The organism is Microbulbifer sp. HZ11 (assembly GCF_000708675.1).
GTDB lineage: Bacteria > Pseudomonadota > Gammaproteobacteria > Pseudomonadales > Cellvibrionaceae > Microbulbifer.
The window spans coordinates 286,594-307,332 of the sequence record NZ_JELR01000005.1; the positions used below are offsets into that span (position 1 = coordinate 286,594).

General features: G+C 55.7%; 34 protein-coding genes. 31 read left to right on the forward strand and 3 right to left on the reverse strand.

Annotated elements, in window-relative coordinates:
• Positions 1-22: 22 nt before the first annotated feature.
• The 31 genes from fusA to AU11_RS17055 all read left to right on the forward strand — a co-directional run bounded on the left by fusA (position 23) and on the right by AU11_RS17055 (position 18,221).
• Complete coding sequence (gene fusA, locus AU11_RS16910; protein ID WP_043320790.1) at positions 23-2,131, forward strand: elongation factor G; 2,109 nt, start codon at positions 23-25, stop codon at positions 2,129-2,131.
• A 42-nt stretch (positions 2,132-2,173) separates the two neighbouring features.
• Entirely contained in the window at positions 2,174-3,397 is a 1,224-nt protein-coding gene (tuf, locus tag AU11_RS16915; RefSeq protein ID WP_043320792.1) for an elongation factor Tu, read from the forward strand.
• Between the two features lie 285 nt (positions 3,398-3,682).
• Complete coding sequence (gene rpsJ, locus AU11_RS16920) at positions 3,683-3,994, forward strand: 30S ribosomal protein S10 (protein ID WP_010133849.1); 312 nt, start codon at positions 3,683-3,685, stop codon at positions 3,992-3,994.
• Between the two features lie 110 nt (positions 3,995-4,104).
• On the forward strand, positions 4,105-4,740 hold the full coding sequence (gene rplC, locus AU11_RS16925) for a 50S ribosomal protein L3 (protein ID WP_043320794.1): 636 nt from the start codon (positions 4,105-4,107) through the stop codon (positions 4,738-4,740).
• A gap of 18 nt (positions 4,741-4,758) precedes the next feature.
• On the forward strand, positions 4,759-5,373 hold the full coding sequence (gene rplD, locus AU11_RS16930; protein ID WP_043320796.1) for a 50S ribosomal protein L4: 615 nt from the start codon (positions 4,759-4,761) through the stop codon (positions 5,371-5,373).
• The gene (gene rplW, locus AU11_RS16935) at positions 5,370-5,666 is read left to right on the forward strand and encodes a 50S ribosomal protein L23 (RefSeq protein ID WP_010133846.1); all 297 of its coding nucleotides are present in this window, start codon (positions 5,370-5,372) and stop codon (positions 5,664-5,666) included. The genes rplD and rplW overlap by 4 nt, the downstream gene beginning before the upstream one ends.
• Before the next feature lie 14 nt (positions 5,667-5,680).
• The gene (gene rplB, locus AU11_RS16940) at positions 5,681-6,505 is read left to right on the forward strand and encodes a 50S ribosomal protein L2 (protein WP_043320798.1); all 825 of its coding nucleotides are present in this window, start codon (positions 5,681-5,683) and stop codon (positions 6,503-6,505) included.
• A 56-nt stretch (positions 6,506-6,561) separates the two neighbouring features.
• Positions 6,562-6,840, forward strand: coding sequence for a 30S ribosomal protein S19 (rpsS, locus tag AU11_RS16945; protein WP_020411388.1), 279 nt, complete (start codon positions 6,562-6,564; stop codon positions 6,838-6,840).
• A gap of 15 nt (positions 6,841-6,855) precedes the next feature.
• Positions 6,856-7,188 carry a 50S ribosomal protein L22 gene (gene rplV, locus AU11_RS16950; protein WP_043320801.1) on the forward strand — a complete coding sequence of 111 codons (333 nt, stop codon included), beginning with the start codon at positions 6,856-6,858 and terminating at the stop codon, positions 7,186-7,188.
• 19 nt (positions 7,189-7,207) lie between these two features.
• Positions 7,208-7,888 carry a 30S ribosomal protein S3 gene (rpsC, locus tag AU11_RS16955; RefSeq protein WP_043320802.1) on the forward strand — a complete coding sequence of 227 codons (681 nt, stop codon included), beginning with the start codon at positions 7,208-7,210 and terminating at the stop codon, positions 7,886-7,888.
• 11 nt (positions 7,889-7,899) lie between these two features.
• The gene (gene rplP, locus AU11_RS16960) at positions 7,900-8,313 is read left to right on the forward strand and encodes a 50S ribosomal protein L16 (RefSeq protein ID WP_010133841.1); all 414 of its coding nucleotides are present in this window, start codon (positions 7,900-7,902) and stop codon (positions 8,311-8,313) included.
• Complete coding sequence (rpmC, locus tag AU11_RS16965) at positions 8,313-8,504, forward strand: 50S ribosomal protein L29 (protein ID WP_043320803.1); 192 nt, start codon at positions 8,313-8,315, stop codon at positions 8,502-8,504. The genes rplP and rpmC overlap by 1 nt, the downstream gene beginning before the upstream one ends.
• A gap of 2 nt (positions 8,505-8,506) precedes the next feature.
• Positions 8,507-8,770: a 30S ribosomal protein S17 gene (rpsQ, locus tag AU11_RS16970; protein WP_010133838.1), complete on the forward strand. Its 264-nt coding sequence runs from the start codon at positions 8,507-8,509 to the stop codon at positions 8,768-8,770.
• Between the two features lie 49 nt (positions 8,771-8,819).
• Positions 8,820-9,188: a 50S ribosomal protein L14 gene (gene rplN, locus AU11_RS16975; protein ID WP_043320805.1), complete on the forward strand. Its 369-nt coding sequence runs from the start codon at positions 8,820-8,822 to the stop codon at positions 9,186-9,188.
• A gap of 20 nt (positions 9,189-9,208) precedes the next feature.
• Positions 9,209-9,526 (forward strand): 50S ribosomal protein L24, encoded by a 318-nt coding sequence (gene rplX / locus AU11_RS16980; RefSeq protein ID WP_043320806.1) that lies wholly within the window; start codon positions 9,209-9,211, stop codon positions 9,524-9,526.
• Between the two features lie 14 nt (positions 9,527-9,540).
• Complete coding sequence (gene rplE / locus AU11_RS16985; protein ID WP_043320808.1) at positions 9,541-10,080, forward strand: 50S ribosomal protein L5; 540 nt, start codon at positions 9,541-9,543, stop codon at positions 10,078-10,080.
• Between the two features lie 9 nt (positions 10,081-10,089).
• On the forward strand, positions 10,090-10,395 hold the full coding sequence (gene rpsN / locus AU11_RS16990; RefSeq protein WP_043320810.1) for a 30S ribosomal protein S14: 306 nt from the start codon (positions 10,090-10,092) through the stop codon (positions 10,393-10,395).
• A gap of 27 nt (positions 10,396-10,422) precedes the next feature.
• Positions 10,423-10,815: a 30S ribosomal protein S8 gene (rpsH, locus tag AU11_RS16995; RefSeq protein ID WP_043320812.1), complete on the forward strand. Its 393-nt coding sequence runs from the start codon at positions 10,423-10,425 to the stop codon at positions 10,813-10,815.
• A gap of 12 nt (positions 10,816-10,827) precedes the next feature.
• Positions 10,828-11,361: a 50S ribosomal protein L6 gene (gene rplF, locus AU11_RS17000; RefSeq protein ID WP_043320813.1), complete on the forward strand. Its 534-nt coding sequence runs from the start codon at positions 10,828-10,830 to the stop codon at positions 11,359-11,361.
• Positions 11,362-11,370: 9 nt separating this feature from the next.
• On the forward strand, positions 11,371-11,721 hold the full coding sequence (rplR, locus tag AU11_RS17005) for a 50S ribosomal protein L18 (RefSeq protein ID WP_043320815.1): 351 nt from the start codon (positions 11,371-11,373) through the stop codon (positions 11,719-11,721).
• 10 nt (positions 11,722-11,731) lie between these two features.
• A complete protein-coding gene (gene rpsE, locus AU11_RS17010) occupies positions 11,732-12,241 on the forward strand; it encodes a 30S ribosomal protein S5 (RefSeq protein WP_043320817.1) in 510 nt (169 codons plus the stop codon).
• 66 nt (positions 12,242-12,307) lie between these two features.
• A complete protein-coding gene (gene rpmD / locus AU11_RS17015; RefSeq protein WP_010133829.1) occupies positions 12,308-12,493 on the forward strand; it encodes a 50S ribosomal protein L30 in 186 nt (61 codons plus the stop codon).
• A 1-nt stretch (position 12,494) separates the two neighbouring features.
• Positions 12,495-12,929 (forward strand): 50S ribosomal protein L15, encoded by a 435-nt coding sequence (gene rplO / locus AU11_RS17020; RefSeq protein WP_010133828.1) that lies wholly within the window; start codon positions 12,495-12,497, stop codon positions 12,927-12,929.
• Positions 12,930-12,941: 12 nt separating this feature from the next.
• Positions 12,942-14,288 carry a preprotein translocase subunit SecY gene (secY, locus tag AU11_RS17025; RefSeq protein ID WP_043320818.1) on the forward strand — a complete coding sequence of 449 codons (1,347 nt, stop codon included), beginning with the start codon at positions 12,942-12,944 and terminating at the stop codon, positions 14,286-14,288.
• 39 nt (positions 14,289-14,327) lie between these two features.
• Positions 14,328-14,444, forward strand: a complete 117-nt coding sequence (gene rpmJ, locus AU11_RS18190; RefSeq protein ID WP_010133825.1) for a 50S ribosomal protein L36 — start codon at positions 14,328-14,330, stop codon at positions 14,442-14,444.
• 399 nt (positions 14,445-14,843) lie between these two features.
• Positions 14,844-15,200 (forward strand): 30S ribosomal protein S13, encoded by a 357-nt coding sequence (gene rpsM, locus AU11_RS17030; RefSeq protein ID WP_010133823.1) that lies wholly within the window; start codon positions 14,844-14,846, stop codon positions 15,198-15,200.
• Positions 15,201-15,249: 49 nt separating this feature from the next.
• Positions 15,250-15,639: a 30S ribosomal protein S11 gene (gene rpsK, locus AU11_RS17035; RefSeq protein ID WP_043320820.1), complete on the forward strand. Its 390-nt coding sequence runs from the start codon at positions 15,250-15,252 to the stop codon at positions 15,637-15,639.
• 15 nt (positions 15,640-15,654) lie between these two features.
• Complete coding sequence (rpsD, locus tag AU11_RS17040; RefSeq protein ID WP_043320821.1) at positions 15,655-16,275, forward strand: 30S ribosomal protein S4; 621 nt, start codon at positions 15,655-15,657, stop codon at positions 16,273-16,275.
• Between the two features lie 45 nt (positions 16,276-16,320).
• Positions 16,321-17,325, forward strand: a complete 1,005-nt coding sequence (gene rpoA / locus AU11_RS17045; RefSeq protein WP_043320823.1) for a DNA-directed RNA polymerase subunit alpha — start codon at positions 16,321-16,323, stop codon at positions 17,323-17,325.
• 123 nt (positions 17,326-17,448) lie between these two features.
• The gene (gene rplQ, locus AU11_RS17050) at positions 17,449-17,841 is read left to right on the forward strand and encodes a 50S ribosomal protein L17 (protein WP_010133817.1); all 393 of its coding nucleotides are present in this window, start codon (positions 17,449-17,451) and stop codon (positions 17,839-17,841) included.
• 119 nt (positions 17,842-17,960) lie between these two features.
• Complete coding sequence (locus AU11_RS17055; RefSeq protein ID WP_043320824.1) at positions 17,961-18,221, forward strand: YeaC family protein; 261 nt, start codon at positions 17,961-17,963, stop codon at positions 18,219-18,221.
• Between the two features lie 49 nt (positions 18,222-18,270).
• Here AU11_RS17055 and AU11_RS17060 read toward each other — a convergent pair whose 3' ends face one another.
• Genes AU11_RS17060 through pxpA form a run of 3 tightly spaced genes read right to left on the reverse strand, consistent with a single transcriptional unit; the run spans position 18,271 to position 20,701 of the window.
• Complete coding sequence (locus tag AU11_RS17060) at positions 18,271-19,203, reverse strand: biotin-dependent carboxyltransferase family protein (protein WP_043320826.1); 933 nt, start codon at positions 19,201-19,203, stop codon at positions 18,271-18,273.
• Entirely contained in the window at positions 19,200-19,958 is a 759-nt protein-coding gene (gene pxpB, locus AU11_RS17065) for a 5-oxoprolinase subunit PxpB (protein WP_051687407.1), read from the reverse strand. Before pxpB ends, AU11_RS17060 begins: the two co-directional genes overlap by 4 nt.
• Complete coding sequence (pxpA, locus tag AU11_RS17070; RefSeq protein WP_043320827.1) at positions 19,949-20,701, reverse strand: 5-oxoprolinase subunit PxpA; 753 nt, start codon at positions 20,699-20,701, stop codon at positions 19,949-19,951. The genes pxpB and pxpA overlap by 10 nt, the downstream gene beginning before the upstream one ends.
• Positions 20,702-20,739 lie beyond the last annotated feature (38 nt).

Consider the following 20,739-nt stretch of genomic DNA (forward strand, 5'->3'; position numbering starts at 1 on the left):
CCGTTATATCGAGGATACAACTGTGGCACGTAAAACGCCTATCGAACGCTATCGCAATATCGGTATCTGCGCCCACGTAGACGCCGGTAAAACCACGACTACCGAGCGCGTACTGTTCTACACCGGTCTGTCCCACAAAATTGGTGAGGTGCACGAAGGCGCAGCCACCATGGACTGGATGGAACAGGAGCAGGAGCGTGGTATCACCATTACCTCTGCGGCAACCACCTGTTTCTGGGCTGGTATGCAGCAACAGTTCCCGCAGCACCGCGTAAACATCATCGACACCCCGGGGCACGTTGACTTTACCATTGAAGTAGAGCGCTCCCTGCGCGTTCTCGATGGCGCCGTGGTTGTTCTGTGTGGCTCCTCCGGCGTGCAGCCGCAGACCGAAACTGTATGGCGTCAGGCCAACAAATACGAAGTGCCGCGCATGGTATTCGTAAACAAGATGGACCGCGCTGGTGCTGACTTCCGCAAGGTTGTTGGTCAGCTGAAGACTCGCCTGAATGCAAATGCGGTACCGCTGCAAATGACCATTGGCTCGGAAGATGAGTTCAAGGGTGTTGTCGACCTGGTAAAAATGAAAGCCATCCTGTGGAACGAAGAAGACATGGGGATGACTTTCGAGTACGCCGATATCCCGGCGGATATGCAGGACGAGTGCGAAGAGATGCGCGAGTTCCTGGTCGAGGCTGCTGCGGAAGCCAACGAAGAGCTGATGGAGAAATACCTGGAAGAAGGTGAGCTGACTGAGGAAGAGATCAAGTCGGCCATCCGTCAGCGCACTCTGGCCAACGAGATTGTACCGGTTCTGGGCGGCTCCGCGTTCAAGAACAAGGGCGTGCAGGCCATGCTGGATGCGGTGATCGAATATCTGCCGGCGCCGACCGAAGTTAAGGCGATCGAAGGTACTCTTCTGGATAAGGATGAGACTGTGGAAACCCGTGTTGCCGACGACGACGCGCCGTTTGCTGCACTGGCCTTCAAAATTGCCACCGACCCCTTCGTTGGTACTCTGACCTTCTTCCGTGTCTACTCCGGTAAGCTGGAAAGCGGCACCGCGGTATACAACTCCGTGAAGCAGAAGAAAGAGCGTGTCGGCCGTATGGTGCAGATGCACTCCAACGATCGTAAAGAGATCAAAGAGGTACTGGCGGGCGATATCGCCGCGGCCATCGGCCTGAAAGATGTGACCACTGGCGATACTCTGTGTGCCGAAGACGCGAAGATCGTTCTTGAGCGTATGGAGTTCCCGGAGCCGGTAATCTCCGTGGCGGTAGAGCCGAAGTCCAAGCCGGACCAGGAAAAAATGGGTGTTGCTCTGGGCAAGTTGGCTCAGGAAGATCCGTCCTTCCGTGTGAAGACCGACGAAGAGACAGGCCAGACCATCATCTCCGGTATGGGTGAGTTGCACCTGGATATCATCGTTGATCGCATGCGTCGTGAATTCAACGTTGAAGCCAACATCGGTAAGCCGCAGGTGGCCTACCGTGAAACTATCCGCAACACCGCTGAGATCGAGGGCAAGTTCGTTCGTCAGTCCGGTGGTCGCGGTCAGTACGGTCATGTTTGGGTGAAATTCGAGCCGGCAGAAGATGAGTCCGGTGAAGGTCTGGTGTTTGAGAATGCCATCGTGGGTGGTGTGGTACCGAAGGAATACATTCCTGCGGTACAGAAGGGTATCGAAGAGCAGATGCAGAACGGTGTTCTGGCTGGCTACCCGCTGCTGGGTCTGAAGGCTACCCTGTACGATGGCTCTTTCCACGATGTGGACTCCAACGAAATGGCGTTCAAAATCGCTGGCTCCATGGCGACCAAGAAGCTGGCAGACGTTGGCGGTGCAGTGCTGCTCGAGCCGATGATGAAGGTGGAAGTGGTTACTCCGGAAGAGAACATGGGTGACGTAGTTGGCGACCTGAACCGTCGTCGCGGTTTGATCCAGGGTATGGATGATAGCGCCTCTGGTAAGGTCGTTAACGCGGAGGTGCCGCTGGCCGAAATGTTCGGTTACGCCACCGATCTGCGTTCCGCGACCCAGGGCCGTGCTACCTACACCATGGAATTCCTGAAGTACGCCGAAGCGCCGAAGAACGTCGCTGACGAAATTATTGCCAAGAACAAAGCTTAAGCTTTAGTCCCTTTACAACTTTTAAGTTAGAGGATCCTGAAAATGGGAAAAGAAAAGTTTGAACGTTCCAAGCCCCACGTAAACGTGGGCACCATCGGTCACGTTGACCATGGTAAAACCACCCTGACCGCTGCGCTGACTCGCGTATGTTCCGAAGTGTGGGGCGGCGCTGCCGTTGCCTTCGACGGTATCGACAATGCTCCGGAAGAGCGTGAGCGTGGTATCACCATCGCCACCTCTCACGTTGAATACGAGTCCCCGACCCGCCACTACGCGCACGTAGACTGCCCGGGACACGCCGACTACGTTAAGAACATGATCACCGGTGCTGCTCAGATGGACGGCGCTATCCTGGTATGTGGCGCGACTGACGGTCCTATGCCGCAGACCCGTGAGCACATCCTGCTGTCTCGTCAGGTAGGTGTACCTTACATCGTTGTATTCCTGAACAAAGCTGACCTGCTGGCAGAAGACTGTGGCGGCGTAGGCTCTGAAGAATACGCAGAGATGCTGGAACTGGTAGAGATGGAGCTGCGCGAGCTGCTGGATCAATACGAATTCCCGGGTGACGACACTCCGATCATCGCTGGTTCTGCTCTGATGGCTCTGAATGGCGAAGACGACAACGAGTTGGGCACCAGCGCTGTTAAGAAGCTGGTAGAAACCCTGGACGAGTACATTCCGGAGCCGGAGCGTGCGGTAGATCAGCCGTTCCTGATGCCGATCGAAGACGTATTCTCCATCTCTGGTCGCGGTACCGTAGTAACCGGTCGTGTAGAGCGTGGCATCATCAACACTGGTGACGAAATCCAGATCGTTGGTATCAAAGAAACCACTTCTACCACCTGTACCGGTGTTGAAATGTTCCGCAAGCTGCTCGACGAAGGTCGTGCTGGTGAGAACATCGGCGCCCTGCTGCGTGGCACCAAGCGTGACGAAGTTGAGCGTGGTCAGGTGCTGGCTAAGCCGGGCTCCATCACCCCGCACACCAAGTTCGAAGGTGAGGTTTACATCCTGTCCAAGGACGAAGGTGGTCGTCACACCCCGTTCTTCAAAGGCTACCGTCCGCAGTTCTACTTCCGTACCACCGACGTAACTGGTGCGGTTGAGCTGCCGGAAGGCACCGAAATGGTAATGCCGGGCGATAACATTCAGATGTCTGTGACTCTGATCTGCCCGATCGCCATGGAAGAAGGTCTGCGCTTCGCGATCCGTGAAGGTGGCCGTACCGTTGGTGCTGGCGTTGTAGCCAAGATCATCGAGTAATCCTTGCTCCTGATCTGAAGCAACAAAAAAGCCGCGGCAGAAATGTCGCGGCTTTTTTTGCGCCTAATGATTGTGACTGGAATGGGTGGTCACGTGTGTATATTGTGGGCACCGGGCTGCGGCACTGAGAGTCGGCGCTGCATCGTGGGGGGCGGGTGTTGGTTAAAAAATGGCAATCTGTCTTGACAGCATCCTGTCCTGCCCGTAGACTTCGCGCTCCTTTTCGCCCGCCCTCGGGGTTGCGTAAAAGGACGTTCTTTAGATTTACAACTGGAGTTTGATTCCATGCAGGGTCAACGCATCCGAATTCGCCTGAAGGCGTTCGATCACAAGCTGATCGACGCGTCTACCCAGGAGATCGTAGAGACGGCCAAGCGCACTGGCGCACAAGTACGCGGTCCCATCCCGCTGCCGACTCGCAAAGAGAAGTACACCGTGCTGATTTCTCCGCACGTCAATAAAGACGCGCGCGACCAGTACGAGATTCGTACTCACAAGCGTTTGCTGGACATCGTAGAGCCTACCGAGAAAACCGTCGACGCGCTGATGAAGCTCGATCTGGCGGCCGGTGTAGAGGTTCAGATCAGTCTCGGCTAACACTTCAAATTAACTACCGAATCCCAGGCGAAAAAGGTCTGGGTAGTGTAACGCTCTGAAATTGGGCGGCCGCAGTGGGTTAAAGCCCCGTGCACTGAGAGGTTGAAAAGATGACTATAGGTATTGTCGGCCGCAAGAGCGGCATGACTCGCATCTTCACCGAAGATGGCGCTTCTATCCCGGTAACTGTTATCGAGGTAGCTCCGAATCGCGTCACCCAGGTGAAAACCGTGGAAACTGATGGCTACTCCGCAGTTCAGGTAACTGTGGGTGCTCGTAAAGCTTCCCGTGTCTCCAAGCCCGAAGCGGGCCACTTCGCCAAAGCCAATACTGAGGCTGGCACTGCTCTTTTCGAACTGCGTACTGACGGTTCTGAAGAGTCCTTCGAAATCGGTTCCGAAATCACTGTATCTGGCTTTGAAGCCGGTCAGAAGATCGACGTAACCGGCACTTCCAAAGGTAAAGGTTTCCAGGGTGGCGTTAAGCGCTGGAATTTCCGTACCCAGGACGCTACTCACGGTAACTCCCTGTCTCACCGCGCTCCCGGTTCTATCGGTCAGTGCCAGACTCCTGGCCGCGTGTGGAAAGGCAAGAAAATGGCCGGTCATATGGGTGCCGAGCGTGTTACCACGCAAAACCTGGAAGTAGTTCGTGTGGACGCCGAGCGCAACTTGCTGCTGGTTAAAGGTGCCGTACCTGGCGCTCCCGGCGGTAACGTTATCGTTCGTCCGGCAGTTAAAGCCTAAGTCTGAGGGGAAATAGATATGGAACTGAATATCGCTACTCCCGAAGGCGCTAAAGGCACTGTTGCAGTCTCTGAAGTGGCTTTCGGTCGTGAATTCAATCAGGACCTGGTGCACCAGGCAGTCGTCGCCTATATGGCTGGCGCTCGTCAGGGTACCAAGGCTCAGAAAAACCGCGCTGCGGTTTCTGGCGGCGGCAAAAAGCCGTGGCGTCAAAAAGGTACTGGCCGCGCTCGTGCCGGTACTATCCGCAGCCCGCTGTGGCGTTCTGGTGGCGTAACTTTCGCTGCTGAACCCCGTGATCACAGCGTCAAGCTGAATAAGAAAATGTACCGCGCTGCACTGCGCTGCATTCTCTCCGAGCTGGCTCGTCAGGAGCGTCTGGTTGTGGTTGAGTCCTTCGACGTGGAAGCGCCGAAGACCAAGCAGCTGGTAACCAAGCTGGCACAGTACGATCTGTCCGACGCGTTGATCGTGACCGAAGAGGTAAACGAAAACCTCTACCTGGCCGCGCGCAACCTGCACAAGATCGATGTTCGCGACGTACAGGGTATCGATCCGGTAAGCCTGATTCGCTTTGACAAGGTCGTGGTTACCGTTTCTGCACTGAAGAAAATTGATGAGGTGCTGGGATGAACCAAGAGCGAATTTACAAAGTACTGCTGGGCCCGGTAATTTCCGAGAAAGCTGCTGTGCTGGCGGATGCCGCCAATCAGGTAGTGTTCAAGGTAACCACCGACGCTACTAAAGCTGAAGTCAAAGCTGCGGTTGAAAAGCTGTTCAACGTTTCTGTTGAGCAGGTTCGTACCGTGAACGTTAAAGGCAAAACCAAGCGCACCCGCTACGGCATGGGCGTGCGCAATGATTGGAAAAAAGCCTACGTTCGTCTGGCTGAAGGCAGCGACATCAACTTCGAAGCCGCTGAGTAAAGGGGAAAGTTGCAATGGCTATTGTAAAAGCAAAACCGACCTCTGCTGGCCGTCGTCACCTGGTCAAGGTTGTTAACTCCGACCTGCACAAGGGTGCGCCTTACGCTCCGCTGGTTGAGAAGAAGTCCAAGACCGGTGGCCGTAACAACAACGGTCGCATTACCACCCGTCACATCGGTGGTGGTCACAAGCATCACTACCGCGTAGTGGACTTCAAGCGCAACAAAGATGGCATTCCGGCCACCGTTGAGCGTCTGGAGTACGATCCGAACCGTAGCGCGCACATCGCGCTGGTGTGTTACGCCGACGGTGAGCGTCGTTACATCATTGCACCGAAAGGCCTGAAGGCCGGTGCCAAGATCCAGTCTGGTGATGCTGCGCCGATCGCTGTAGGTAATACCCTGCCGCTGCGCAATATTCCGGTTGGTTCCGTGATTCATGGTATCGAGCTGAAGCCTGGTAAAGGTGCTCAGCTGGCCCGCTCTGCCGGTGCCTCTGTTCAGCTGGTTGCCCGTGAAGGTCAGTACGCGACTATCCGTCTGCGCTCTGGCGAAATGCGTAAAGTCCTGTCTGAGTGCCGCGCCACCCTGGGTGAAGTGAGCAACTCTGAGCACAGTCTGCGCAAGCTGGGTAAAGCCGGTGCCAAGCGCTGGCGCGGTGTTCGTCCTACCGTTCGTGGTGTGGCGATGAACCCGGTAGACCACCCGCACGGCGGTGGTGAGGGTCGTACCTCCGGTGGTCGTCACCCAGTGACACCTTGGGGCGTTCCGACCAAGGGCAAGAAAACGCGTAAGAACAAGCGCACCGACAACATGATTGTACGTCGTCGCGGCAAGTAATTCTCAATAGAGAGTTAGTCGCGCACGATGTGTGAGCATCTAAAGAGGAATCTAAAGTGCCACGCTCATTAAAGAAAGGTCCCTTTATTGATCTGCATCTGATCAAAAAGGTGGAGGCAGCGATCGAAGCCAATGATCGCCGGCCGATTAAAACCTGGTCCCGCCGTTCCATGATCATGCCGGAAATGGTGGGCCTGACGATTGCTGTTCACAACGGTCGTCAACACGTACCGGTACTGGTCAACGAAGAAATGGTTGGTCACAAGCTGGGTGAATTCGCTGCTACCCGCACTTACCGTGGCCACGCCGCGGACAAGAAAGCGAAGAAGCGCTAAGCCGAGGTTATAGAGATGGAAGTACAAGCAAAATTACGCGGTGCTCGTCTGTCGGCACAGAAAGCGCGTCTGGTAGCTGATCAGATTCGCGGCAAAGGTGTCGAGGAAGCCCTGGACATCCTGGCTTTCAGCCACAAGAAAGGTGCTGCGATCGTCAAGAAGGTTCTGGAATCTGCAATCGCCAACGCTGAGCACAACGAAGGTGCTGACGTTGACGAGCTGAAAGTTTCCACCATCTTCGTGGATGAGGGTATGACCATGAAGCGCATTAAGCCGCGCGCCAAGGGTCGTGCCGATCGTATTCTTAAGCGTACTTGTCACATTACTGTGAAAGTAGCCGAGAAATAAGAGAGCAGGCGAGAAAACCATGGGACAAAAAGTACATCCTACCGGCATTCGTCTGGGTATCGTTAAAAAGCATACCTCTGTTTGGTATGCCGGCAGCGACGAGTACGCAGACAAGCTGTACACGGATCTGAAAGTTCGCGAATTCATTCGCAATAAACTGGCCCACGCTTCCGTGAGCCGTATCGAGATCGAACGTCCGGCCAATACCGCTCGTGTGACCATTCACACTGCGCGTCCGGGCATCGTGATCGGTAAGAAAGGTGAAGACGTAGAGCGTCTGCGCAACGAGGTGAGCAAACAGATGGGTGTGCCCGTGCACATCGACATCGAAGAAGTACGCAAGCCTGACCTGGATGCAACCCTGGTTGCCCAGAACGTTGCTCAGCAGCTGGAGCGTCGCGTTATGTTCCGTCGCGCTATGAAGCGCGCTGTACAGAACGCTATGCGCCAGGGCGCTGAAGGTATCAAGATTCAGGTGAGTGGTCGTCTTGGCGGTGCCGAGATTGCCCGTACTGAATGGTACCGTGAAGGCCGTGTGCCGCTGCACACTCTGCGTGCAAACATCGACTACGGCACTTATGAAGCCAGCACTACCTACGGCATCATCGGTGTGAAAGTTTGGATCTTCAAAGGCGAAGTCATCGGTGACGAAATCCCCGAAGAGAAGCCAGCGAAGACTCGCAAGAAAGCTGCTAAGTAAGGGGTGCGCAGATGCTACAACCGAAGCGTACAAAATTCCGCAAGGTACAGAAGGGTCGCAACCGCGGTCTTTCGCAGCGCGGCTCTAAAGTGAGCTTTGGCGAGTTCGGCCTCAAGGCCATCGGTCGTGGGCGCATTACTGCGCGTCAGATCGAAGCGGCTCGTCGCGCAATGACTCGTCACGTTAAGCGTGGCGGTAAGATCTGGATTCGTGTGTTTCCGGACAAACCCATCACCAACAAGCCTCTCGAGGTTCGGATGGGTAAAGGTAAGGGTGGCGTTGAATACTGGGTTGCCCAGATTCAACCAGGAAAAGTCCTCTATGAAATGGAAGGCGTTTCCGAAGAACTGGCTCGCGAAGCTTTCGAGCTCGCCGCAGCCAAGCTGCCTGTAAAGACAACTTTCGTTAAGCGTTCGGTGATGTAATGAAGACTGCAGATCTACGCTCAAAGTCAGTTGAGGAGCTGAACCAGGAACTGCTGAGCCAACTTGAAGCACAGTTCAAGCTGCGCATGCAGAAATCCACCGGTCAGCTGACTCAGACTCATCTGCTGAAGCAGACTCGTCGCGACATTGCTCGCATTAAGACTGTGTTGACCGAGAAGGCAGGTAATTAATCATGGCTGAAGCAAAACTGAAGCGTACTCTGACCGGTAAGGTTGTGAGTGACAAGATGGATAAAACCATCACCGTTTTGATCGAGCGCCGTGTTAAGCACCCGATCTACGGCAAAATCGTGAGCAAGTCCACCAAGCTCAAGGCACACGACGAAAACAATGAGTGCGGCATCGGTGATGTCGTGACCATTGAAGAATCTCGTCCGCTGTCCAAGAGCAAGTCCTGGTCCTTGCAGACTATTGTAGAGCGTGCGGCGAAGGTTTAATCCTGGCCCATTGACTGTGAAGACCTAAACAGGTTTTCGGAGAGGAACAATGATTCAAGCAGAATCCTACTTAGAAGTAGCCGATAACAGTGGGGCTCGCCGTGTCATGTGCATCAAGGTGCTGGGCGGCTCCCACCGTCGCTACGCTGGCGTTGGCGACATTATCAAGGTAACCGTTAAGGAAGCGATTCCTCGCGGTAAAGTGAAAAAGGGTCAGGTGATGAACGCGGTTGTGGTTCGCACCAAGAAAGGTGTGCGTCGCCCGGACGGCTCCCTGATCAAGTTTGACGATAACGCAGCGGTGTTGCTGAACCAGAACCATGCTCCGGTTGGCACCCGTATTTTTGGCCCGGTAACTCGCGAGCTGCGCGGTGAGAAGTTCATGAAGATCATCTCACTGGCTCCCGAAGTTATCTAAGCCACGAGCGGAGAAGAGTAATGCGCAAGATCAAGCGTGACGACGAAGTGATCGTTATCGCCGGTCGCGACAAAGGCAAGCGTGGCACCGTCCGTAAGGTGCTGAACGATGGCCGCCTGATCGTATCCGGTGTACAGATGATCAAAAAACACCAGAAGCCGAACCCCCAGCTGGGCGTTGCCGGTGGAATCGTTGAAAAAGAGGCTGCAATTCAGTCTTCCAACGTTGCCATCTTCAACCCGAACACCCAAAAAGCTGACCGGGTAGGCTTCAAAGTACTGGAAGATGGCACTAAGATCCGCGTCTTCAAATCCAGCGGCGAAGCCGTTGACGCATAAGTCAGGTGGAAAAAATGGCAAGGCTTAAAGAGCTCTACACCAAAGAACTCGCGTCCAAGCTGAAAGAAGAGCTGGGACTTGAGAACGTAATGTCCGTGCCGCGCATCACCAAAATCACCGTCAACATGGGTGTCGGTGAAGCCATTGGTGATAAGAAGGTACTGGAACACGCAGTCAGTGACATGACTGCGATTACTGGTCAAAAACCCATTGTGACCAAGGCGCGTAAGTCTATCGCGGGCTTCAAAATCCGTGATGGCTGGCCGATTGGCTGTAAGGTAACTCTGCGCGGTGAGCGTATGTATGAGTTCCTGGAGCGACTGATTGGTATCGCGATCCCACGTATCCGTGACTTCCGTGGCATCAGCCCGAAGCAGTTCGACGGTCGTGGTAACTTCTCAATGGGTGTAACCGAACAAATCATCTTCCCGGAAATCGACTACGACAAAGTAGACAAGATCCGTGGTTTGGATATTTGTATCACTACTACAGCAGCCAACGACGAACAAGGTCGCGCACTGCTGAAAGCATTCAACTTCCCTTTCAAGGGTTAAGAGGATTCCATGGCGAAGAAATCCATGATTGCGCGTGAGAACAAGCGCGCTCGAACCGCAGCTAAGTACGCTGAAAAGCGTCAAGAGCTGAAGGCGATCATCGCCAGTGCCAACGCTTCCGATGAGGAGCGTTGGGAGGCTCAACTCAAGCTGCAACAACTGCCGCGCGATGCAAGCCCGGTACGTCAGCAACGTCGCTGTCGTATTACTGGTCGCCCCCACGCTGTCTACCGCAAGTTCGGTCTCTGCCGTAACAAACTGCGTGAAGCCGCTATGCGTGGTGATGTCCCCGGCCTGGTTAAATCCAGCTGGTAAAACGGCAGACTTGAGGAGTCTTAAGTAATGAGTATGCAAGATCCGTTGGCAGATATGCTGACCCGCGTCCGCAACGCTTTGGCGCGCGGCAAGGGCAGTGTTTCTATGCCTTCTTCAAAACTGAAAGTAGCCGTGGCCAACGTACTGAAAGACGAAGGTTACGTTACTGGCGTAGCGGTCAGCGAAGGTGCCAAGCCTGAGCTGACTATCGAACTGAAATACTTCCAGGGCAAGCCGGTAATTGCTGAGCTGGACCGGGTTTCCCGTCCAGGCCTGCGTAACTACGCAGGTAAGAAAGCATTGCCATCCGTTCGCGGCGGCCTGGGCATCGCTATCGTCTCCACCTCTCGTGGTGTGATGACTGATCGCGCAGCCCGTCAGGCTGGTGTCGGCGGCGAAGTGCTCTGCACCGTATTCTAAGCGGGGGTTAATATGTCTCGAGTAGCTAATAGTCCCGTAAGCATCCCCGCTGGTGTATCCGTGAGCCTTTCTGGTCAGGATATCGCCGTTAAAGGTGGTAATGGCAACCTGAACTTCAACATCCACTCTGACGTGGAAGTGAAGCAGGAAGAAAACCAGCTGACCTTTGCAGCACGCAACGGTTCCAAGCAGGCACGTGCCCTCGCCGGCACCACCCGCGCGCTGGTTAACAATATGGTGGTCGGCGTCAGTCAGGGTTTCGAAAAGAAACTGCAGCTGAACGGTGTAGGTTACCGTGCGAAAGCATCTGGTAAGACCGTGAACCTGACTCTGGGCTTCTCTCACCCGGTAGATTACGACCTGCCGGAAGGTGTTACAGCAGAAACCCCGAGCCAGACTGAAGTTGTACTGAAGAGCAGCGATAAGCAGCTGTTAGGTCAAGTGGCCGCAGAGATCCGCGCATTCCGTCCGCCGGAGCCCTACAAAGGTAAGGGTGTCCGCTACGCCGATGAGCGCGTGTATCGCAAAGAGGCCAAGAAGAAGTAAGGCATAGATATGAACGTTAAGAAGCAATCCCGCTTGCGTCGTGCACGTCGTGCCCGCGCCAAGTTCCGTGAGCTGGGCGCCGTTCGCCTGACAGTGAACCGCACTCCCCGCCACATTTACGCACAGATCCTGTCTGCCGACGGCGACAAGGTATTGGCCACTGCCTCTACTCTGGACAAGGACCTGCGTGAAAGCAAAACCGGTAACGTCGACGCTGCTACAGCTGTTGGTACCCTGATCGCGGAGCGTGCGAAAGCCGCTGGCGTTGAAACGGTAGCCTTCGATCGTAGCGGTTTCAAATACCACGGCCGCGTTAAGGCCCTGGCAGACGCTGCCCGTGAAGCCGGTCTGAAATTCTAAGGGTTGAGTTATGGCTAGAGATAAAGTCGAGAAGAGCAACGACGAAGGCCTCCAGGAAAAACTGGTCCAGGTCAACCGCGTTGCCAAAACCGTAAAAGGTGGTCGTATCTTCGCGTTCACCGCTCTGACCGTAGTTGGCGATGGCAATGGCCGCGTTGGCTTTGGTCGTGGTAAAGCGCGCGAAGTGCCAGTTGCCATCCAGAAAGCTATGGAAGCTGCACGTCGCAACATGATCCAGGTAGATCTGAATGGTGACACCCTTCAGTACGCTACCAACGGTCGCCACGGCGGTTCCAAGGTATACATGCAGCCCGCTTCCCAGGGTACCGGTGTAATTGCCGGCGGTGCCATGCGCTCCGTACTGGAAATGGCTGGCGTCCACAACGTACTGGCAAAGTGTTACGGCTCTACCAACCCGGTAAACGTCGTCCGCGCTACCTTCAGTGCTCTGGGCAAAATGAGCAGCCCGGAAGACGTAGCCGCCAAGCGTGGCAAGTCTGTGGAAGAAATCCTGAACTGATTCGGTTTGGGTCGCAGCCGCTCTATCGCTGCGATCCACTCTGAACTTGCTTTGAGTGAATGAGTCATGGCTAAGAAGACCATCAAAGTAACCCAGGTTAAAAGCATCAACGGTCGTCTGAAGAATCATCAGGCGTGTGTTGCTGGTCTGGGTTTGCGCCGCATTGGTCACACTGTGGAAGTGGAAGACACTCCCTCTGTGCGCGGCATGATCAACAAAGTGAACTACCTCGTAAAAGTAGAGGAGGCGTAACATGCGTTTGAATGAACTGTCTCCCGCTGAGGGTCACAAGCACAGCGCCAAGCGCGTTGGTCGTGGTATCGGTAGCGGCCTGGGTAAAACCGGTGGTCGTGGCCACAAGGGTCAAAAATCCCGTTCCGGCGGTAGTGTCCGTCCGGGCTTCGAAGGCGGTCAGATGCCTTTGCAGAAGCGCCTGCCGAAGTACGGTTTCACCTCTCGCGTTGGCCGCTTTGTTGCGGAAGTGCGTCTGGCGGAGCTGGCCAAGGTTGAAGGTGACACGATTGATTTGGCAGCGCTGAAGAATGCCGATATTATCGGCAACCACATTAAGCGCGCCAAAGTGTTCCTGTCTGGTGAACTGACCAAAGCGGTTACCGTGAAAGGTCTGGGTGTCACCAAAGGTGCTAAAGCGGCCATCGAAGCTGCTGGCGGAAAAGTAGAAGACTAAATCGAGGCCCCAATGGCACGACCAGGACCTGGTGTTAACTCCCTGGGCAACGGCAAGGGATTAGGCGAGCTTTGGGCTCGCCTTCGTTTTCTGTTTCTCGCGATTCTTGTTTATCGTATAGGGACCCATATTCCGGTGCCCGGAATTGATCCGGAGAAGCTGGCGAACCTGTTTAACCAGAACCAGGGAACCATCCTTGGCCTGTTCAACATGTTCTCCGGTGGCGCACTGGAGCGGATGAGTATTCTGGCGCTCGGCATCATGCCTTACATCTCCGCGTCCATCATCATGCAGTTGATGACCGCGGTAACGCCTTCCCTTGAGGCGTTGAAGAAGGAAGGAGATGCAGGCCGGCGCAAGATCAACCAGTACACCCGTTATCTGACGGTGTTGCTGGCCCTGATTCAGGGTATCGGTATGACTTTTGGTCTCGCCGGTCAGAATCTGGCTTACTCCGCGGAACCGGCATTCGGATTTTACTTTGTGGCCGTGGTGTCACTGGTTACCGGTGCAGTGTTCATGATGTGGCTGGGTGAGCAGATCACCGAGCGCGGCGTCGGCAACGGCATTTCCATGCTGATCTTTGCCGGTATCGTTGCGGGTCTGCCCAGTGCCATCGGTCAGGCTTTCGAGCAGGCGCGTCAGGGTGAGTTGCACATCCTGATGCTGCTGGCCATCGGCTTTGTTGCACTGGCGGTTGTCTACTTCGTAGTAGTGATGGAGCGCGGTCAACGCCGTATCACCATCAACCACGCCCGCCGTCAGGCTGGTCGTTACTCTCAGGCGCCGGCGGCTCAATCCAGCCACCTGCCTCTGAAGGTCAACATGGCCGGCGTGATTCCGGTGATCTTCGCCAGCAGTATCCTGCTGTTCCCTGCGACTCTGGCGCAGTGGTTCGGTCAGGGCGGTGAGGGCATCGGTGCACAGATTCTGCAGTGGATGGCACTGCAGTTGGGCCCGGGTCAGCCGCTGAACATCATCCTGTTCGCACTGCTGATCGGCTTCTTCTGCTTCTTCTACACGGCGTTGATGTTCAACCCGAATGAAGTGGCAGACAACCTGAAAAAATCCGGTGCTTATGTGCCCGGTATTCGCCCTGGCGAACAGACCGCTCGTTATATCGACAGCGTGCTGACTCGTCTGACTCTGGTGGGTGCCTGTTACATCGCATTGGTATCCCTGCTGCCGCAGTTCCTGGTAGTTGGGCTGAACATTCCTTTCTATCTGGGAGGTACCTCGCTGCTGATCGTCGTGGTCGTGGTGATGGACTTCATGGCGCAAGTGCAGTCGCACCTGCTGTCCCACCAGTACGAAGGGTTGATGAAGAAGGCAAATCTGCAAGGTTACGGCCGTCGTTGATCGGCAGCCGTCGCAGCAGGATTGAATTGAGGTAAGGTCATGAAAGTACGCGCTTCTGTTAAAAAGATCTGCCGTAACTGCAAAATCGTACGTCGCAAAGGTGTTCTGCGGGTTATCTGCAGCGCCGAGCCCCGTCACAAGCAGCGGCAGGGCTAATCGACGCCCAGGCGTCGGTTAGCGCGACTTACCAGGGACGGTGAGTTCGGTGACCGAATTACGGATCTGGTTGGTCACCAAATGAACGTGAAAATATTTGCCTCTTTACACAGCCCCGTGTAAAAAGGCGCACCGCAAAGCGATATGCCTGCGGAGAAGCTCAAAGACCACCTTCGGGAGGTCTGCAGGTTTCAAAAAAGGGGGCGTTGACTGTCGTCCGTTTTACCTTGGGTTCAGGCTCTGGGAAGGCGGGCTATTGCAATTTGGTGTATGAAAAGCTATTCTTGCGCGCCTTTTTGGTGGTGCTGATGGCTTTTTATTCGCTGTCAGCGCCGAAATGAGAAATGAGCTGCGCCATTACCAAAGTTGCGCGGTTCACAATACGTGGAGTACGCCTCTATGGCACGTATTGCTGGTGTAAACGTACCAGACCACAAGCACGCCGTGATCTCCCTGACCCATATTTATGGTGTCGGTCGCACTACGGCCAAGTCTATTCTGGCAGCGGTAGGTATCGCTGAATCCACCAAACTTCGTGATCTGTCCGAAGACCAGATCGAAACCATCCGCGGTGAAGTTGCAAAACTGACCGTTGAAGGTGATCTGCGTCGTGAAGTGTCCATGAACATCAAACGCCTGATGGACCTGGGTTGCTTCCGCGGGCTGCGTCACCGTCGCAGCCTGCCGCTTCGCGGTCAGCGCACCAAGACTAACGCCCGTACCCGTAAGGGTCCGCGCAAGCCGATCCGTAAGTAATCACTTACATCGCGCAAGTCTTCACAAGTACAGGATTTAGGATACAGGTATGGCTAAGCCAAAAACTACTGTTCGCAAAAAGGTCAAAAAGACCGTTGTCGACGGTGTTGCCCACATCCACGCATCGTTCAACAACACGATCGTGACGATCACTGACCGTCAGGGCAATACTCTGAGCTGGGCTACCGCTGGTGGCTCCGGTTTCCGTGGTTCTCGTAAGAGCACCCCTTTCGCAGCCCAGGTTGCCGCTGAGCGCGCAGGTACTGCCGCTCAAGAGTACGGCCTGAAAAACCTTGATGTCGAAGTTAAGGGCCCCGGCCCGGGTCGCGAATCTGCCGTTCGCGCCCTGAACAACTGCGGCTACAAGATCACCAACATCACCGACGTGACGCCGATCCCGCATAACGGTTGTCGTCCGCCCAAGAAACGTCGCGTGTAAGAGGGGGTTGACGAAATGGCACGTTATATTGGACCAAAATGTAAGCTTTCCCGTCGGGAAGGTACCGATCTTCAGCTGAAAAGTGGCGTTCGCCCGCACGACTCCAAGTGTCGTGCAGAAACCAAGCCGGGTGTTCACGGCGCTGGTCGCGGCCGTCTGTCCGACTACGGTATTCAGCTGCGTGAAAAACAAAAAGTACGTCGTATCTACGGCGTGCTGGAAAAGCAGTTCCGCAACTACTATAAGGAAGCGGCGCGTCTGAAAGGTGCAACTGGTGAAAACCTGCTGCAACTTCTGGAAAAACGCCTGGACAACGTGGTTTACCGCATGGGCTTCGGCTCCACTCGCGCCGAAGCGCGTCAGCTGGTATCTCACAAGGCAATTCTGGTGAATGGCGCTACCGTAAACATCCCTTCTTACTCCGTGAAAGAAGGCGACGTTATCTCCATCCGCGAGAAGTCCAAAAAGCAGATGCGTATCCAGAACTCCGTTTCCCTCGCTGCACAGCGCGGTGACGTTGAGTGGGTAGACGTGAACGCGACCAAGCTCGAAGGTACCTTCAAGCGTGTTCCGGATCGCGTGGATCTGCCGGCAGAGATCAATGAAAACCTTATCGTGGAACTCTACTCCAAGTAAGGCTCTGTTCCATTTAAGGAATAAAACTGTAATACAGGTATGGCTATGCAGACTGCTGTCAACGAGTTTTTGACACCTCGTCGTATTGACGTCACCGAGTACAACCAGAATCACGCCAAAGTGGTTCTGGAACCGCTGGAGCGTGGTTTCGGCCACACTCTCGGCAACGCACTGCGCCGCATCCTGCTGTCCTCCATGCCAGGCTGCGCCGTCACTGAAGTTGAGATCGACGGTGTTGAGCACGAGTACAGCGCAATCGAGGGTGTACAGGAAGACGTTATCGAAATCCTGCTCAACCTGAAGGAAATTGCGGTGGTGATGCACGGCAAGGACCAGGCAGTGCTGAGCCTGAGCAAGAAAGGCCCAGGCGCGGTTACCGCTGGTGATATTCAGGTGGACCACGACATTGAAATCGTGAACCCTGAGCACGTTATCGCCAACATCACTGGCGACGTGGAACTCAACCTGCGTCTGACCGTAGCGCGTGGCCGTGGCTATCAGCCCGCCGATGCGCGTCGTGAAGACGAAGAAGAGACCCGCGCTATTGGCCGTCTGCAACTGGACGCCTCTTTCGGCCCGGTTCGCCGTGTTTCCTACAGCGTGGAATCCGCGCGTGTGGAGCAGCGCACCGACCTGGACAAGCTGGTTCTGGATCTGGAGACCAACGGTACTCTGGACCCAGAAGAAGCCATCCGTCGCGCCGCCACCATCCTGCAGCAACAGCTGGCAGTGTTTGTGGACCTGGAAGGCGAGAAGGATGCAGCGCCAGAAGCCAAGGAAGAGGAAGTTGATCCGGTGCTGCTGCGCCCGGTTGACGACCTGGAGCTGACCGTACGTTCGGCCAACTGTCTGAAGGCGGAAAACATCTACTACATCGGCGACCTGATTCAGCGTACCGAAGTGGAGCTGCTGAAGACCCCGAACCTGGGTAAGAAGTCCCTGACCGAGATCAAGGACGTTCTGGCCTCCCGTGGTCTGTCCCTGGGCATGCGCCTCGAGAACTGGCCGCCGGCCAGCCTCAAGGGCGACAGCAAGCTGAGCCCCCTGTAAAGCGTTTGTGGTGCGGGTGATTCACCCACGCCATGTGAGAAACCCGAGTGGTGTGTGTCGTTAGCAGATACCACTCACAGACGACTTGCTGAGAAAGCAATTGAAGTCGTGAGGAATTGAGTTATGCGTCATCGCTATAGTGGCCGTAAATTCAGTCGTACCAGCTCTCACCGCAAGGCCATGTTCAAGAACATGACCGCTTCTCTGGTAGAGCACGAACTGATCAAAACCACACTGCCGAAAGCCAAAGAACTGCGCCGCGTTGCCGAGCCGCTGATCACCCTGGCCAAGAAAGACAGTGTTGCTAACCGCCGTCTGGCTTTCGCCCGTATCCGTGACAAGGATGCTGTGCGCAAGCTGTTCGACGAACTGGGTCCCCGTTACGAAGCCCGTCCGGGCGGATACATCCGCATTCTGAAATGCGGTTTCCGTGCAGGCGACAAAGCTCCAATGGCCTACGTTGAGCTAGTGGATCGTCCAGTTGCGGACGAGACTGCAGAAGCTGCAGAAGCCTAAAGCATTTTGTTTTGGGTTTTCGGAACTCGTATCAGCGGGTTCCGGGCATGGAAAAGCCGGTCATTGACCGGCTTTTCTTTTATCCGCTCCATGATTTTCTGTAAAGAGATTAGCCTCTGATGTTTCAGTCTCTGGATGATTTATTGAAAGCGCTCAACCCGCAGATTGTCGGTAGCCTCAAGCGCGCCATCGAATTGGGTAAGTGGCCAAACGGCGTTGCGCTGACCGGGGAGCAAAAATCACTCTGCGCTGAAGCGATAGCCTACTGGGAGCAGCAATACGCGGCACCCACCGAGCGAGTTGGTTATGTGCCTCCCAAAGCGACTCCTTGTGCGGATAAGTCAGACGTAGAGGAAACGGTCACCTGGGTGAAATCCTAGGCTCTCTTCATTTTTTGCCTGAGGCATGGTGTACCCGCTGCGTAGGGGCTTACAGCAGGTCAGGTAATTTCATCAGCAGACTGGCTTTCTCGCGCTGGATCTGCCGTGCTACCTCTGCATCGATCGTTTCCAGGTTCAGTGGTGTTCCAGCCGTCAACTGACCAAGCCGGTGGACGTCGGCACTGATGACATGGGCGATACGTGGGTAGCCGCCGATCGTCTGACCTTCAACAAAGCTGATAATGGGCAATCCATTCGGCGGTACCTGGATTGTGCCTGGGCACAAAGCGGAAGACACCTGCTGCGGCGCGCGCTCCTGGGGTAGGGGTGGGCCGTTCAGGCGGATGCCCATGCGGTTGCTCTGGGGGGAGACGGTAAAGTTCCCCGCACCGAGTTGCTGCCGGGCGTTCTCTGAAAAGCAGTGTGCCTCGACACCGTCAACAGTGCGTAGCAGCGGTCGGCTCCTGTAATCCAGGCGGTACGGGCCCGGTAGGCTGCGAGTCTTTGCGATTCGGCAGTTGCGCAGAGGCAGCTGATCGCCAGCTTGCAGCGCGCGTCCCGCAAATCCGCCAAATCCGGCAATCACATGTGTGGAAAGGCTTCCCATACGGCGGTCGATGGCAAGCTCTGCTGCGAGAGCAATGTACGCACGGGCCCCCGATCGGAGTCCGCCGAATCGGAGGATGTCGCCGGGGCGCATCTGCAGTACCTGGTCGTTGCCCACTGGCGTGCGATTGTGAAGGAGATCGAATTCCGCGCCGCAAATGGCAATGGAGAGCTCGCAGGTAAATTCCAGCTCCGGGCCGGTAAGGGCGACCTCAAGGCAGGGATGTGATAACGGGTTCGCGAGCAGCAGGTTGGCCAAGGCCATGGCAAAAGTATCCGCCGCGCCACCTCGCGCCACGCCCCATCGCAGGTTGCCGGGGCGCCCCGCATCCTGAACAGTGGTCTGCAGGCCTGGTTTCAAAACGCGCAGGGTCACTGCTGTACTCCCCTGGTGGAAAGCGCGCTGAGTGGCATTTTTTCTGGCTCGGAATGCGGGTCGAATTGCGCAAATTCTTGCGTGCTTATCTGCACAAATTTGACCCGGTCCAGGGGGCGGGCAATAAACGGCTGCGCCTGATCTGGCCGAAACAGTGCCATCGGCGTGCGGCCGATAATCTGCCAGCCGCCTGGAGTGGCCTGGGGGTAAATACCAGTCTGCTGGCCGCCGATTCCCACAGAGCCAGGCGGCACACTGAGTGCCGGTCGCGCTTTGCGTGGGCAGTGCAGCGCAGTATCCAGTCCGCCGAGGTAAAGGAAGCCCGGTGTGAACCCGAGCATATGCACCAGGTATTGCGGTGCAGTGTGAAGGGCGACGACTTCCGAAGCGGTGAGCCTGGACTGCGCACACAGTGCCGGTAAGTCCGGTGCAAACTTCTCGTCGTAACACACGGGAATGCGGATCAGGTTGCGGGTGCCGGCAATCGACCTCGGGTGTATCAACGCCGTCTGGGTCAGGGACACCAGCGCGTCCAGCAATCCAGTGGTTTCGGTCAGGTGCAGTGGATCGAAGCATACGGTGAGACATTGGTAGGCTGGGACCAGCTCGGTGACGGCATCCAGGGGCGCCTTTTCGATAGCCTCGGCGAGGGCAATGATGGTCTCACTGAGCTGTTCACTGGGCTCGGCTGAAAAACGGATATCGAAGGCCGCGTCGCCATTTGGCAGTACCTCAAACCTCTTTGCTACCGGCATAGTCTGTACCCGGCGCGCTGCAGCGCTTGCTGGAGGTTTTGTGCAATCAATTCCGCGTGGGGGTTATCCCCGTGCAGGCAGATACTATCGACGGTAAATCGCAACGGCTTTTTATCGATCGAGGGAAAGGTGGTGCCCGCGGTGAGCGCCAGTGCCTGCTCAAGGCATTGATCAAAATCTTCTATAACGGCTTCGGGCATGCTGCGGGGCGACAGCTGGTGGTCGTTCAGGTAGCGGCGATCCATAAAACCTTCACGCAGCACAGGGTAACCGTGTCTGTGCGCTGCCCGTTCAACGGCTGCATTGGCGAGGGCAAGTATGTTTAGCGTGGGAAAAGCCCGGCTAAACATACGCACAAGGTCGTCGGCGAGGGTGTCATCGGTTTCGGCGTCGTTATACAGGGCGCCGTGCAGTTTGATGTGGGTAAGTGCAAACTGTTCCTCACGTGCCTGGCTTTGCAGCGCCTGAATCTGCTCCTGCACCGAAGCCAGTAATGCCTGTCGTGGCATCTTCAGGGAGATGCGGCCGAAGTTCTTCCTGTCCGGATAGCCCGGGTGAGCTCCGGCGGCGATCTGGTGTCTGCGCGCATTGATCAGTGAAAGCCGCATGGTTTCGGCGTTGCCGGCGTGACCACCACAGGCGATATTGCAGCGGGAGATATACCTCATGATGTGTGCATCTCGCGCGCAATGCAGCTGGTCTTCTCCCTCGCCAAGATCGCAATTGATGTCTACGGTTTTCACTGTTTGCGTTCCGTGCCGTTGTGGTGGTGCCGTGGAGT